This is a genomic window from Thalassotalea sp. SU-HH00458 (genome assembly GCF_040362795.1).
Lineage (GTDB): Bacteria > Pseudomonadota > Gammaproteobacteria > Enterobacterales > Alteromonadaceae > Thalassotalea_H > Thalassotalea_H castellviae.
Genome location: NZ_BAABWW010000002.1, coordinates 254798 through 270195 on the forward strand (window position 1 = coordinate 254798; position 15398 = coordinate 270195).

Consider the following 15398-nt stretch of genomic DNA (forward strand, 5'->3'; position numbering starts at 1 on the left):
CAGTTTTGAATAAAAGGATCAAACATGAGTGGTGAGTTACTCGTTAATGTTACACCAAGTGAAACACGTGTCGCGTTAATCGAAAACGGTGTATTACAAGAGGTTCATGTTGAGCGTGAAGCAAAACGAGGTTTAGTCGGTAATATTTATCTCGGTAAAGTTATTCGAGTGTTGCCAGGAATGCAGGCGGCCTTTGTTGATATTAATTTAGATAAAGCCGCTTTTTTACATGCTTCAGATATTAACTCTAAATTGATCCTCAAAGAAGATGAGCAAAGTGATCAAGTTCCTGATATTCGAAGCTTAGTTCACGAAGGGCAACACATTGTCGTACAAGTAGTTAAAGACCCTTTAGGAACCAAAGGAGCACGTTTAACGACGGATATCACGGTTGCTGCTCGTTATTTAGTATTAATGCCAAATTCTAGTCATGTTGGTATTTCTCAGCGTATTGAAGAAGTTGAAGAAAGAAAAAGACTCAGAGATATCGTGCTGCCATATTGTGGTGAGGAACATGGATTTATTGTTCGTACCGCCGCAGAGGGAGCGGGAGACGAAGAATTACGGCATGATGCAGAATTTTTACGCCGAGTTTGGATAAAAGTTTTAGAAAGAAAAGCCAGAAAGCAAACGCAAACCGCTATTTATCAAGATCTATCATTAACTTTTCGCGTGTTGCGCGATTTTGTTGGTATTTCATTAGAACGGATTCGCGTTGATTCTAAACTTACGTTTGATCAATTGGGGGAATTTACTCAAGAGTTTGTACCTGAACTCACAAAAGTGCTTGAATATTATCCCGGTGAAAGACCCATTTTTGATTTGTTTGATGTTGAAAACGAAATTCAAAGAGCTTTACATCGTAAAATTGAACTTAAATCTGGTGGCTATTTAATTATCGATCAAACCGAAGCTATGACTACGATAGATATCAATACCGGAGCTTTCGTTGGTCATCGTAACTTAGAAGAAACTATTTTTAATACCAACATAGAAGCGACACAGGCCATTGCAAGACAGTTAAGGCTGCGCAATTTAGGCGGAATTATCATTGTTGATTTTATCGATATGATGAATGCCGACCATCAAAAACGTGTTCATCACAGCCTTGACGTAGCTATGAGCAAAGATAAAGTCAAATATAGCATCAGTGGTTTTTCTGCGTTAGGTTTAGTCGAAATGACTCGAAAACGCACCCGTGAAAGCTTAGAACACATTTTATGCGGCGAGTGTTCAGTTTGCCAAGGCAGAGGTCATTTAAAAACTGTTGAAACGGTGTGTTTTGAAATTTTACGTGAAATTGTCAGAGTAAATCGTGCTTATGACGCAGACAAGTTTATTGTTTACGCGGCGTCAGCTGTCAGTGAATCGTTACTAAATGATGAGTATCATAACCTTGCTGAACTTGAGGTTTTTATTGGTAAGCAAATAAAAATTCAAACAGAAATCATGTATAATCAAGAACAGTTTGATGTGGTAATGATGTAAATTGCTCAAGGAGGAGTCACACGCATTTACGAATAAAACGTAATCGCCCCACAAAGCAGATAGTCAGACAAGTGTCGAGAAGAATATAGAATTTATGGGTATATCGAAAGTATCAAATCGTTGGTTAAATCGAACATACAAATGCATTGCCATCTTTTTGGTAATATTTGCTGTGTTGATCAGCGCTTTGCGTTTATTTTTGCCCTACGCACACAATTACCGCCAAGATCTTCAAGACTACATAAATACAACCTATCAAAGTGATATTGTTATTGGTTCATTAAATATGGGCTGGCAAAGTACAGGGCCGACTTTACAAGCCGAAAATGTTAGCCTTTTGCAGACAGAAGGCTCAGAAGTTTTCATTCAAGCATTTGATATAAATATTGATTTCTGGAAAAGCATTCGATTTAGACGTTTGATCACCAAAGACTTTACCTTAGATGGCGTTAAAGTGTTATTTGATGAAAAAATGTTAACGGATAATGCTAATAGTCAGCAAAATACGGCGTTAATCAATAGTGTATCTGAACTGTTTTTAAAGCAAATAGGTCGGTTTTCGGTTAAAAATAGCCAAGTAATCTATCGTAAAGACAAAAGCAGAAGAACCTTCTTGATTAATCAAATTGATTGGTTGAATTTAGGAAAAACGCACAAGGCACATGGTAGTGTTATTGTGGATGGATTAACGTCAAATAACTTACAAGTGAACGTAGATATTCAAGGCGAGAATATTTCGGATATGAAAGGGATTATTCATATTGATGCTAATCGTTTAAATATTACGCCTTGGCTTGATCAAGTGCTCGCGATTGATAATGAAAATACCCACTCTACAGTTAACTTTAATGCATGGCTGAGTATTGATAAAGGCATTGCAAAAACACTCCAAGTGGCATTGGGCGAAAATCAAATCACTTGGCAGCAACAGACAGATATTCGCACTGTTAACCTTGATCAAGGACAGATTTTATTTCAACACCTTGATAAGCCTGAGGCACTGCATGTCACTTCGTCAGATATTCAAATAACGTCAAATGAACTCAAATGGTCACCTTTAAGATTCGAGATTAAACGGGTCAATAATGAAACCCAAGGTTATATTTCAACACTTGATATAGCCGGTCTTGCTGATTTACTCCCTTTGATTATTGAAGAGCAAACTTCTCGTCAGTTGATTGAAGAATTACATCCTACCGGTCAGCTTGATAACATTTTCTTAAAATTTGCGGATGATAAGATCTCGACCATCGCAGAATTTTCAAACTATACCAGTGAATATAGTGGCGGTATCCCTGGTATTGAAAATGTGAAGGGTGAACTCATTTATTCAGACCAGCTTTTACAAGTGGCTATCAATGCCAATGATGGAGCGTTAAATTTCGATAAGCATTTCAAAACTCCGATTATTTATGACCAATTATCATCAACATTAGCGATAAAATTTGCGGAAAATTCATGGCAACTGACGAGTGAAAACCTAACCTTCGAGTCGGATGAAATTAAACTAAATGCTGAACTAGGTGTGTTTGCAGAGCCAAATAAAGACATAGAGTTATCGTTATTAGCCACCGCTTTTGACGGTAATGCAATATATGCACAATCATTTTATCCTCATTTATTAATGGGGGATGATTTAGTGAATTATTTAAATGGCGCTCTACAACAAGGTAAGCTTGAACAAGCGCTAGTTTTGATCCAAGGACCACTGAAAAACTTTCCTTACCCTGATAAAAAAGGCACTTTTGTTGTTGATGCTGAATTAGTTGGTGCAACTTTTAAATTTGCCTCAGATTGGCCGGCGATTAATCATTTCAATGCTAATTTAAATTTTACCAACAACAGTATGATGATCACTGGCCGTGAAGGTTTATTAAGTGGTATTGACGTAAAAGGGGTAACAGCAGAAATAGCCGACTTAAATAATGATCGTTTATTAGCGGTTGAAGCCGAATTTGCAGAAACTTCGCCAGGACTTATCACCAATTTAATGATCACTAGCCCTCTCAATGATAGCGTTGGCGCAGTGCTTGAAAAAGTAGTGATCAGTGAAAATATTGCTGGCAAGTTTTCATTGTCTTTACCTTTAGATGAGCCAGAATCTACCGTCGCGAAAGGCGAAATTGCGTTTAATCAAAATAAAATAGCGTTACAAGCACCTGAAATGAATTTTACTCAAGTGAACGGTATTTTGACTTTTGAAAATGAAAAAATAGCGACTAATAAGCTCAATTTATTGTGGCGAGATATGCCTTTAACACTTGAAGTTGACGCTGATGATAAAGACGATTTCTATCAAACGGATATAAGTATTACCGCTGCATGGCTAGAAGAGCAATGGCAAGTTCAATTACCCGAATTATTGAAATCATACGGCAGTGGTTCTGTTGATTGGCAAGGTGCACTTGCCATTAAAAACTTCCACGATGGTCAGTTTTCTTATCAACTTAATCTGCAATCTGATTTAGCGGCAACTCAGTTAAACCTGCCATCTCCTTATAATAAAAATTTGAACGATGAAATGCTCGCTAGCGCTAAGGTGTATGGTAACCAAGATCAATCAAGAATTGATGTGAAACTAGGAGATGATCTAAATTTTTATGGTAATTTAAATCATCAAAGGGTTTCATTTACCCAATCTCACCTCATTTTAGGTGACGAAGAAATGTATTTACCTATGAGTGGCTTTCATATTACCACCCAACTAGCTGAAGCGAGTTTTGAACAATGGCAACCGTTCGTGACCTCCATCATTGACAGCCTACCTGCTACTAATGAAACCGATACATCGCCTCCTTTATTAGAAAAACCTCAGCGTATTCGAGGTAATGTGGGCAAATTAACGTTTTTAAATGAAAGTATACAAGGTGTGTCATTTAATTTGGAAGATGAATTAAGTTGGTGGTTATTAGAATTAACCAGTAAAGAAGCTCGAGCGAAAGTAAAGTTTTATCCTGATTGGCATACGCAAGGGATTGATATACAAGCTGATTTTATCCATCTTGCTCCAGAAAAATTGCTCTTTGCTAAGTCTGAGCCGACGAATGTCAATAATGAAGTCAGCGCTGAAATTATCAAGGAAAATCAGCAAGAAGCCCCATTTGATCTTCATGCGAACGACGAGTTTTTTAAAAATGTTCCTCCGCTACAAGTGAGATGTGCAAGTTGCTCTTATGGTAATTTAAACCTTGGAAGTGTTAATTTTACCCTTGAGAGACAAAGTGAAGATTTACTTATTGTGAATAACTTTGTTTCGCAAAGAAAAGATAATAAATTATCCTTTGACGCTCAATGGCAGCACAATCAAGAGTCATCTAAAACAACCTTGGTAGGTGATTTAAACTCAAAAGATATTGAACGAGAACTCGAACGTTTGGGGATTTCTTCAACCGTCAAAGATAGTGGTTTAAAATCATCCTTTAAGTTGAATTGGCTTGGCGGCCCACATGATTTTTCATTAGCAAATGTTAATGGTGATATTCGTGGTGAGCTCGATGAAGGCTACTTAGCAGAGGTCCCTGATCAAGCCCGAGCGTTTTCAATTTTAAGCTTACAATCATTAGTTAGAAAGCTGAAATTTGATTTTAGAGATATTTTTAGTGACGGTATGTTTTACAGCAAAGTGACCGGTGATTTTCATCTTCAAGACGGTATTATTTACACTAAAAATACATTTTTAAAAGGCTCTGCAGGAGACTTAGCAGTAAGTGGCAATACCGATTTAATTAATGAAGCGTTAGATTATCGGATGTCGTATAAACCTAATGTCACTTCAAGTTTGCCTGCTATTGCGTGGATAGCCACCTTAAACCCGGTAACATTTTTAGCAGGTATTGCCATTGATGAAGTGATCACCTCTCAAGTGGTCTCAGAATATAACTTTGAAGTCACAGGTTTAATTAGTGAGCCAAGCTTTAAAGTGGTTGATAGGAAAACACAAAATATCAGTGTGGGCCGTGACTCTCCTCCACAAATAGTCGAAAATATTTCAACGCCTGAGCAAGAGAAACTGAATATGCCTTCTCAAGAACAAAAATTAATGGATGAGCAAAAGCCAAAGACCCAGGAAAATAAAAGTGGTTAAACTCTCAGCAATTCAACTTACCTCAATGCCAAATGTAGCCGCTAATTTAGCGGTTATAGAGCAACACTTATCCAATTTAGCTTTTAGCGACAACCACCTTGTAGTATTGCCAGAATGTTGTTTGTTTTTCGGGGGGAAAGACGCTGAACAGTTAGCATTAGCCAAAGCAACCTACAAAGAGAATGCGTTAATTCATCAGTTGTCTGCACTTGCGAAAAAGTATAGGGTGAATTTGGTTGCAGGGAGTATCCCACTATATCACCCAGATACTGATAAATTTACCAATAGTAGTTGTGTTTTTTTGTCATCAGGTGAACAAATAGCGCAATACGATAAAATTCATCTGTTTGATGTTAAGGTAGATGATAATGAAAAGAATTATCTTGAATCGCGCTATACTCAAGCAGGAAAGACCCTAGTTTCTGCCAATGTTAATCAAATGAAAGTTGGCTTAACCGTTTGTTATGACTTACGTTTCCCTGAATTATACCGCCAATTAACAACGCTTGGTGCTGAAATTATCACCGTACCTAGTGCTTTTACTAAAGTGACCGGCCAGGCGCACTGGGAAACTTTATTACGGGCAAGAGCGATTGAAAATCAAGTGTATATCGTTGCTGCAGGCCAACAAGGTGTCCATGAGAATGGACGCGAAACATGGGGACATAGTATGATCATTAGTCCTTGGGGTGAAATACTTGCCTGCAAAACTGAAGGACAAGGCTCCATAAGTGTAGATGTTTGTTTATCCGAACTCTCTAGAATTCGTTCAGCAATACCGGTGGCTGAACATAACCGATTTATTACCGCATTGAAGTAACAAGTAGAAATAATATGAATATAGTTGAGCGCGAGCTCTTGGCTGATAGCCAAATAGATAGAAGTTTTTTGAATGATACCTTAAATAGCATTTATCAAAGAAATGTTGATTTAGCGGATCTGTATTTTCAATCAAGCGCTCATGAATCTTGGCTACTCGAAGATGGTGTAGTGAAAGAAGGTTCATATAATATTGAACGTGGCGTAGGTGTTCGTGCTATTTCAGGCGAAAAAACAGGATTTGCCTATTCTGATGATATATCTGCACATGCGTTAACTAAAGCGGCTGATGCTGCCAAAGGCATTGCCTTTGCGGGTAAAAATGGTGTGGTACATGCCTTTAAAGCGCAATCACAGCCTGAAATATTTCAAGGCATTGACCCTATTGGCAGTTTAACTCAAGAGCAAAAAATTACCTTACTTCATGAAGTGGAAGCTCATGCTCGCTCGATAGATAGTCGTGTCAAACAAGTAATCGTTAGTTTATCTGGTGTTTTTGAAAAAGTGTTAGTGGCGGCAAGTGATGGCACTTTTGCCACCGATATTCGTCCATTAGTTCGATTAAATTGTTCCGTTTTAGTTGAAGATAATGGCAAACGAGAACGGGCTAGTGCCGGCGGCGGTGCAAGAACGGATTACAGCTACTTTTTCGAGGTAGAAGGTAATAAAGCGCGATATTTAGCTTATGCTGAAGAAGCGGTTCGTCAAGCATTAGTCAACATAGTCGCGATAGAGTCGCCCGCAGGTAGCTTCCCCGTTGTCCTTGGTTCAGGTTGGCCAGGCGTGCTATTACATGAAGCGGTTGGACATGGCCTAGAAGGCGATTTTAACCGTAAAGGTTCTTCTGCTTTTTCAGGAAAAGTCGGTGAGAAAGTGACCTCAGAGCATTGTACTATTGTCGATGATGGCACCTTAGAAAATCGACGTGGCTCATTAAATATTGATGATGAAGGCACGCCTGCTCAATATAATGTGTTAATTGAAAAAGGCATCTTAAAAGGCTATATGCAAGACAAGCATAACGCGTCATTAATGGGGGTAAAACCTACCGGAAATGGTCGTCGAGAATCTTATGCCCATCTGCCTATGCCTCGAATGACCAATACCTATATGCTTGCAGGTGAGCATGATCCGAAAGAGATTATTAAATCGGTGAAAAAAGGTATTTATGCTCCGCATTTTGCTGGCGGCCAAGTGGATATTACTTCCGGCAAGTTTGTTTTTACCAGCTCTGAAGCGTATCTAATTGAAAACGGTGAAATTACCACGCCGATCAAAGGTGCTACTTTAATTGGTAGTGGCCCTGAAGCAATGAAAAACGTGAGCATGGTGGGTAATGATCTAGCGCTTGATGCAGGCGTAGGCGTTTGTGGAAAAGACGGTCAAAGTGTCCCTGTAGGTGTTGGTCAACCGACATTGAAAGTGGATGAAATGACCATTGGTGGCACCCAATAATTACCTGAAATTACCGTTAATGGCTTGGTAATCGTTTAGTAAAAGTGTTGATGTGAAATACTTTTATTTAAAAAAGCCCATGAGCTGTTTTCTTTAAATATGAAAGACATCAATGGATGTCTTTTTTGTTGATGGTAAATAAAAACTCGTTTGAATATCAAACTGTCGGTTTTATATCTAGGTACTATTGAAATGGATGACGAAATGCTCGTCGCTAACAAGGCGGATTCCCCTTGGCAATAGCGTGTTACGTTAAGAATGGCCAACGGCTTTAGTAAATAGCAAACATCATTAAGTCATTCTGATTATCTTTCATGCAAGTATTCTTCATTTAGCGTTAAATCAACCATAAATATGGTTGAATGACATGTTCATCCATTGCAGAAAAAATCGCATTGTTATACTATCACATTATGAACAGAAGCTATCCGCACAATAATTCGATATTAAGGCTTATCACACTTTTTGTGTTGATGAGCTTTTCGTTGGCGAGCTTCTCGCATGCTGTGCATAGTAATGAGGTTGATAGCCAGCAAGTCGAGTCTCTCGACTGTAAATTGTGTCAGCATAATCTCGACGATAATAATAATAAACTGGCCGTGATTGATGAATTTTCGGTGCAGTTTTTTGTTATCTCTTCCTCGAAAAAATCATATATTCCAGATTATAAATATTTTGTTACTCCTGCGTTAAGAGCGCCACCAATTAACTAAGTTCGTTAAATATAAAACTTAAACATTAAATATTTTTTAACTTTATCTTATTTTAATAAGTTAATTGGAAGTACCCCCATGCAATTAAATAAAATCACAGCGGCATGTCTTGTGTCGTTGGCAGTTTCACATGTCGCATATGCACAGAAAGTTTCAGGTGTTGTAGAAGATTTATCCGGTAAACCCGTTGCTAACGCTAAAGTTGTTGTCGTAAATAGCTCACAATCAATGACGACTGACAATTTAGGTAAATTTAGTTTTGAGAATATTGCTAAAGGTGATATTGAATTACATGTTACAGCAAAAGCTTTTAGTCATAATAATTATCATCTGCAAGTTAATGATAGCGATTTAACTGGTGTTTTAGTCAAAATGACCCCCAGTGTTATGGAAGTTATCGATGTACATGCTACGCCTTTACATTCTTCAAATATAGAATCAGCATTACCGGTAAACGTTATTGCTGCCGATGAACTTCGCATGAAACATGCTTCGACTTTAGGTGAAACGTTAAAACATGAAGTAGGAGTACATTCCAGTTATTACGGACCAGTTTCAAGTAGTCCGATTATCAGAGGGTTAGATGGCCCACGTGTTTTAATCACTCAAAATGGTTTAGATGTAGGTGATGCTTCAAGAGTAGGTCCAGATCATGCCGTATCGTCAGAAACCGCGACGGCGCAACAAGTTGAAGTACTTAGAGGGCCAGCAACCTTATTTTATGGTAGTGGGGCAATTGGTGGTGTCGTAAATGTCGTTGATAATCGAGTCCCGAAGGAGCTTGATGATGGCCTAGATTATATGATCAAACATAATGATGTTGCTGATGAAAACGAGGGATCATTCTCATTGAATACTTCGTCGGGCAATCTTGCCTTTCATTTAGACGGTATTTGGCGAGAGTCTAATAATTATGAAATTCCTGGTTTTGCTGAATCTGAAAATACGCATGAAGAACATGAGGAAGAGGAAGATCATGACGAGCATGAAGAAGAGCTCGGTACAGAAGGTGTTTTACTCAATAGTGATTCTAAATCTTCAGGATTTACGGTTGGCACTAGTTATATTTTAGATAATGGCTTTGTCGGTTTTTCATACGGAAGAACGGATAGAGAATATGGCATCATCGGTCATAGTCATGATCATGAAGAAGAGCATGATGAAGATGAACTTGAAGCCGATCATGACGCACACGAAGAAGAACGTGTATATGCTGAGTTAAAACAAGATCGCCTACAATTTTTAAGTGAATTGAGTTTTGATGAAGGTGTGATCAATAGAGTCGCGAGCAAGGTGGCGTATACCGATTATCAACATCAAGAAATTGAAGGTGGTGAAATTGGCACAGAGTTTAAAAACCAAGTGTTTGAAGCGCGTTTTGATGCCTATCACCGCGAATACCAAGGTTGGAAAGGCGCATGGACATTACATTATAAAAATAGTGACTTTGAGGCGTTAGGTGAAGAAGCCTTCACGCCCCCTTCTGAAACAAGTTCTATGGCATTAGCCTGGTTAGAAGAAAAACATTTTAATGATGTTTTAGTTCAATTAGGTGCTAGAGTTGAGCGTGTAGAACTGGATACTTCTGGTACATATGAAATCGAACATCATGACGAAGAAGAACACCATGAAGAATTGCAATTTGATGCACAAGAATTTACGGCTGCAAGTGCTTCTTTAGGTTTGGTGTGGGATTATCAACCAGGTTATAACTTAGGGTTTTCAACTTCAATTTCTCAACGCGCACCATCGTCTGCTGAAGTATTTTCAAAAGGGCTACACATAGGTACTGGTACCTTCGAAGTGGGGGCTATTTATGATGTTGAATATGAAGATGGCGAAGTTCATTTTGAAATGAATGATCAGTCTTTGGAAATAGAAACAGCGTATAGTTTAGATATTACTTGGCGTAAATTTGAAGGTGATTTTGGTTTTGTAGTAAGTGCTTTTGTGAATCATATTGACGATTACTATTACCAACAAAATACCGGTTTATTTTTTGAAGATGAACATGATCATGAAGAGCATGAAGAGCATGAAGAGCATGAAGAGCATGAAGAGGAAAGTGATGGTTTACCTATTTATGTTTATCAACAAAATGATGTTGATATGTATGGTCTTGAAGCTGAAATGGTCTATCAAGTAACTCCTAGTTTAAAAACGACTATCTTCGCCGATTATATCAAAGCAAAATTAAGTGACGGCGGCAATTTACCTCGCATCCCACCTAAGCGTGTGGGTGGACAGTTAAATTATCAAAGCGATAATTATGCGGCTGAATTATCTTTAAGTCATTACTTTAAACAAGATGATGTTGCGCAATTAGAAACTAAAACTGATGGTTACACTATTGTTGATGCTAATGTTAATTACTATTTAGACGGTATTGGTGATGACTTTGTGATGTTTGTTAAAGGGAATAATTTAACGAATGAAGAAGCTCGCGTACATGCTTCATTTTTAAAAGATGTTGCGCCGTTACCAGGTAGAGGGTTTGAATTGGGGATCAGAGGAAGTTTTTAATTTCTTGTCAATTGAGTTGCATAGAATAAGGAGCTGTAAAGCTCCTTTTTTTTCGACAATCGGCAAGTTTATTTTAAGCGAATACCATCTTTTTCAATGATGATTTTACCTTTTTTTAATAAGTTTCCAACGGTAGACTTAAAGGTTTTTTTGCTCACCCCTAAAGTACGTTTGATAAGTTCAGGTGAACTTTTATCATGTAGGGGACTAAAGCCACCTTGTTCGGCAATATGAGCCAGTAATTTGTCTGAAAAATCATTCACTTTACCTTCACCAGGGCGAGAAAGTGATAAATCAATTCGGCCATCTTCACGGATATTTTTGATATAGCCGGTTACTTTTTTACCAATACGCAAGGGTTGAAAAATTTCATTATCATATAATAATCCCCAATGACGATTATTAATAATGGCTTTAAAACCTAAATCTGTTTTACCGCCAATGATCAAATCTACTTTATCCCATTTTTGATATTCTGCTGGCCATATATCTAAGAATCGGTCAATTTTACTTGAAGCGACAAGGCGTTCGGTATTTTTATCTAAATAAATATGGACTAAATAATATTTACCGGTTTCCATTTTGGAATGCTGTTCGTTGTAGGGAGCAAGTAAATCCTTTGGTAAGCCCCAATCAAGAAAAGCGCCCATTTTATTGACTTGTGAAACTTTTAAGGAGGCAAATTCGCCCAGTTGAGCAAATGGTGTTTCAGTGGTGGCAATTAATCGATCTGCTGAATCGACATAAATGAATACCTTTATTTGATCATCTATTTGACAGTTTTCGGGTAAATATCGGTTAGGTAATAAAATTTCTCCCAGTTCACCGGCATCTAAATATGCTCCATTTGCCATAATGGCGATAACAGAAAGAGTATTATATTGACCAATAGTTGCCATAGTTTTCGCTCTAAATTTTTGATAAATGAAAAAGACTAAATCTATTATATCGTATTGCTTTACTTGCGTGTTGACTATTCGAATAAATAGCGTCTTTTTGAATGTTTAACGCAAAATTTAATCATTATTTATGCTTTTTTACTGTCTCTTTCGCGCGTATATATTGGGCATGACTTAAATGTAAAAGATCAGAAATGCGCCTGATGATATGGTCTTCAATACTGGCTATTTCGCCATCAGCCATGGCTAGTTGCCATAGTAACGTAATGATATGTTCTTTTTCTTGCGGCGAATAATGGCTATTAATTTTTGAGGTAAATTGATGAAAATCTATCGCATGTTCGCTTAATTCAATTGCTTGCTGTATTAATTCTTTTACTTCACTGGGCGACAGAGAAAATTGCTTGGAAATAATCTTAGTGAGCAATGACTGCTCTGCATCATCTAAATGACCATCAGCTCTCATAACTTCGCATAATAAAACAGTACAGGCCATTTCTACACTTAAAGGCTTTGGATCTGAAAATTCTTCCTCATTTAATGACTGAAAAAATGCTGATATTTTCGCTAACATAATTTATTCCTCTTTTTTGCTTATTGTTGTGTTTTATCACAAAGAACTCAAGGCGCTAACCGCAATAATTTGTGTCAGTGCGAGCTAATTTTAATCTTTAGTGAGTTTAAGCCTAATAGTTGCTATTTCGTTGATTGCTACTTACAATAACCAAATGACAGCGCTGTCTATTGCGTGTTGTATATTAATTATCATATAAACAAAGGGTAATGATGAGCCAAGTTCAAGAGCCAACAGTAACAACTCCCGTGAAAAAGAAACGACTATTATCAATTGACGCGTTACGCGGGTTTGACATGTTCTGGATTTTGGGTGGTGAGAAGCTGTTCGCAGCTTTTTTTATTATTACTGGTTGGTCTTTATTTCATATCGGTGCTGAGCAAATGCAGCATTCTGCTTGGCATGGGTTTACCGCGTACGATCTGATCTTTCCTCTTTTTATTTTCCTATCAGGAGTTAGTTTAGGTATCGCCGCAAAGCCGTTATCTAGTTATCCGCCAAGACAAGCAAAAGCGATTCTATTACAAGGCGTAAAACGCTTAGTGTTATTAATTATTTTTGGTGTTTTATATAATCATGGTTGGGGAACGGGTATGCCTGCATCACCTGAAGATATTCGTTATGCCAGTGTTTTAGGGCGCATTGGAATATCGTGGTTTATTGCAGCATTATTGGTTTGGTATGTCAGTGAAAGAACACAGTGGATTGTTGCTGTTGCTATATTAGTGATTTATTGGTTGTTATTATCTTTTGTATCAATTGGCGAGCTAGGTGGAGGAAACTTTACTGCCGAAGGTGCGTTAAATGTTTGGTTTGACCAAACCTTTCTGCCTGGCACGACTTATCGAAACTTACCGTTAGATCCTGAAGGCATATTGTCAAACGTTAATTCAGTGGTTAATGCCTTAATCGGCGTCTTTATTGGCCGTTATATGATAAAGCATCAGGCAAATGCGCAATACTTACTTATTCGGTTAGTCATTTTGGCTGGTGTCTTACTTTTGCTTGGTTACGTGTGGGGGCAATTTTTTCCGATTAATAAAACGTTATGGACAAGTTCCTTTGTCTTAGTCACAACTGGTTATAGTGTGCTTTTACTGGCACTGTTTTATGCGTTGGTTGATGTGATTGGTTTAACCCGTTGGGCGAAATTTTTTGCTGTAATTGGCACAAACTCTATTATTGTTTACTTAGGTTCAAGTTTAATCAATTGGCAATATACCAGTAAAAGCCTGTTCGGTGGCTTGATAAAAATAGCTCCAGCTGGTTGGCAAGACATTATTTTATTCGGCGGTATGTTATTACTGCAATGGCTTGTTTTATATTGGTTATATTGTCGAAAAATATTCATAAAAGTTTAAAAGTTAGTTATTTTCACCAAAATATAATTAAAAGGATTTTATTATCGGCTTTTTTAAAAGTGTATCTTCACAAAAAACGTTTAATTAAAATCCATATAAAACAATAAGATAGTTAGCTTAACTTGTTTTTCTCGTTCTTCATCGCATTTCGGCGCGATACTTGTAACAAGCGTTTACAACTTTTGTAAAATATCATGCTAGTAATTCGTTATCATTACTATAATTAATATTTTATAACTTGTTACACTTGTACACATTTACCCGAGGAATTAGTGGTGACTAGAAAAAAACAAATTATTGTCCCTATTGTCATATTAATCGCAGGAATATTACTTTTCATGGCATTTTCAAGTATGAAAAAGCCACCAGAAGAAAAAGCGAAAATTGATAATACCCCTATCGTTGCAGTGGAAGAAATTACTGTTGCGCCAATGACATTAACTGTCAATTCTTACGGCATTGTTACGCCAAAATATGAAACAGAAATTGTTGCTCAAGTGAGTGGCTTAGTGGTTGAGTTATCTGAAACCTTTGTTCGTGGTGGTTTTGTTAAGAAAGATCAACTGTTAGCGAGAATTGATCCAAGTGACTATGAAGCTGCTTTGATTGATGCAGAGGCTAATCTTGCTTCAGCACTAGCCGCATTAGAACAAGAACAAGCACAAGGTAAAGTCGCAGAACGTGAATGGAAACAAATTACCGACGCTTCTCCTACTGAATTAAGTTTACGTAAACCGCAACTAGAGCAAGAATTAGCACGCGTTAAAGCGGCGCAAGCATCAGTATTAAGAGCGAAAAGAAATCTTGAACGTACTGAGATTAAAGCTCCTTATGATGCCATGATTGAAGATCGTAATATTGGTTTAGGCGCGTTTGTTGGTACTGGCAGTCGTGTCGGCAAAGTTTTAGGCACAGGGACGGCTGAAGTCAGGTTACCTGTCGCTGATAATCAATTAAAATTTTTAATTAAACAAGGTGAAAACGCTGAAGTGGATTTAGTTGGTACCTACGCGGGTATTGATACAACGTGGCAAGCACATATTGCTCGTTCAGAAGGGGTTATTGATAATAAAAGTCGTATGAGTTATTTAGTGGCAGAAATTAAAGACCCATACTCACTTTCAACGTCTCAAGAAGAGAAAAAAACACCCCTTAGATTTGGTTCATATGTAAACGCTAATATTTTCGGATTATCGTTAGCACAAGCGACTAAATTACCCCGTTATTTAGTGGTTAATAACAAAGTAGCGATCTTAAATGAAGAATCAAAACTTCATTTTGTTGATATTGAAATTGTCCGTCAGGAAGGCGGAGACGTCATTGTCTCTAGCGGTTTAGCACATGGTGATCAATTAATTACTTCGGCACTTGATTATCCGGTTGATGGTATGAAGTTAGCCTTACCGGGAGATAAATCTGAAAATATTGACGCTGAAGAAAATAAAGAGACTGACACACAAATCGCGAGTGTTAAGGACTAAA

General features: G+C 37.6%; 10 protein-coding genes. 8 read left to right on the forward strand and 2 right to left on the reverse strand.

Annotated elements, in window-relative coordinates; translation table 11 throughout:
• Positions 1-24 precede the first annotated feature (24 nt).
• The 6 genes from rng (at position 25) to ABXH06_RS04165 (ending at position 11082) form a co-directional block, all read left to right on the forward strand.
• Entirely contained in the window at positions 25-1488 is a 1464-nt protein-coding gene (gene rng, locus ABXH06_RS04140) for a ribonuclease G (RefSeq protein WP_311579272.1), read from the forward strand.
• A gap of 94 nt (positions 1489-1582) precedes the next feature.
• Positions 1583-5572: a YhdP family protein gene (locus ABXH06_RS04145; protein ID WP_353517383.1), complete on the forward strand. Its 3990-nt coding sequence runs from the start codon at positions 1583-1585 to the stop codon at positions 5570-5572.
• Positions 5565-6392 (forward strand): carbon-nitrogen hydrolase family protein, encoded by an 828-nt coding sequence (locus tag ABXH06_RS04150; RefSeq protein ID WP_311579276.1) that lies wholly within the window; start codon positions 5565-5567, stop codon positions 6390-6392. The genes ABXH06_RS04145 and ABXH06_RS04150 overlap by 8 nt, the downstream gene beginning before the upstream one ends.
• Before the next feature lie 14 nt (positions 6393-6406).
• Positions 6407-7846 carry a metalloprotease TldD gene (gene tldD / locus ABXH06_RS04155; protein ID WP_311579279.1) on the forward strand — a complete coding sequence of 480 codons (1440 nt, stop codon included), beginning with the start codon at positions 6407-6409 and terminating at the stop codon, positions 7844-7846.
• 485 nt (positions 7847-8331) lie between these two features.
• On the forward strand, positions 8332-8559 hold the full coding sequence (locus tag ABXH06_RS04160) for a hypothetical protein (RefSeq protein WP_353517384.1): 228 nt from the start codon (positions 8332-8334) through the stop codon (positions 8557-8559).
• A gap of 78 nt (positions 8560-8637) precedes the next feature.
• The gene (locus ABXH06_RS04165; protein WP_353517385.1) at positions 8638-11082 is read left to right on the forward strand and encodes a TonB-dependent receptor; all 2445 of its coding nucleotides are present in this window, start codon (positions 8638-8640) and stop codon (positions 11080-11082) included.
• Between the two features lie 68 nt (positions 11083-11150).
• Here the strand turns inward: ABXH06_RS04165 and ABXH06_RS04170 are convergent, their stop codons facing one another.
• Together ABXH06_RS04170 and ABXH06_RS04175 are read right to left on the reverse strand one after the other, a co-directional pair.
• Positions 11151-11981, reverse strand: coding sequence for a CvfB family protein (locus tag ABXH06_RS04170; protein ID WP_311579288.1), 831 nt, complete (start codon positions 11979-11981; stop codon positions 11151-11153).
• Positions 11982-12105: 124 nt separating this feature from the next.
• Positions 12106-12555 carry a tellurite resistance TerB family protein gene (locus ABXH06_RS04175; RefSeq protein ID WP_353517386.1) on the reverse strand — a complete coding sequence of 150 codons (450 nt, stop codon included), beginning with the start codon at positions 12553-12555 and terminating at the stop codon, positions 12106-12108.
• 209 nt (positions 12556-12764) lie between these two features.
• On the opposite strand from ABXH06_RS04175, the gene nagX reads away from it, so the two are divergent.
• Both nagX and ABXH06_RS04185 read left to right on the forward strand, forming a co-directional pair.
• Complete coding sequence (nagX, locus tag ABXH06_RS04180) at positions 12765-13916, forward strand: transmembrane glucosamine N-acetyltransferase NagX (RefSeq protein ID WP_353517387.1); 1152 nt, start codon at positions 12765-12767, stop codon at positions 13914-13916.
• A gap of 275 nt (positions 13917-14191) precedes the next feature.
• Positions 14192-15397, forward strand: coding sequence for an efflux RND transporter periplasmic adaptor subunit (locus ABXH06_RS04185; protein ID WP_311579297.1), 1206 nt, complete (start codon positions 14192-14194; stop codon positions 15395-15397).
• Position 15398 lies beyond the last annotated feature (1 nt).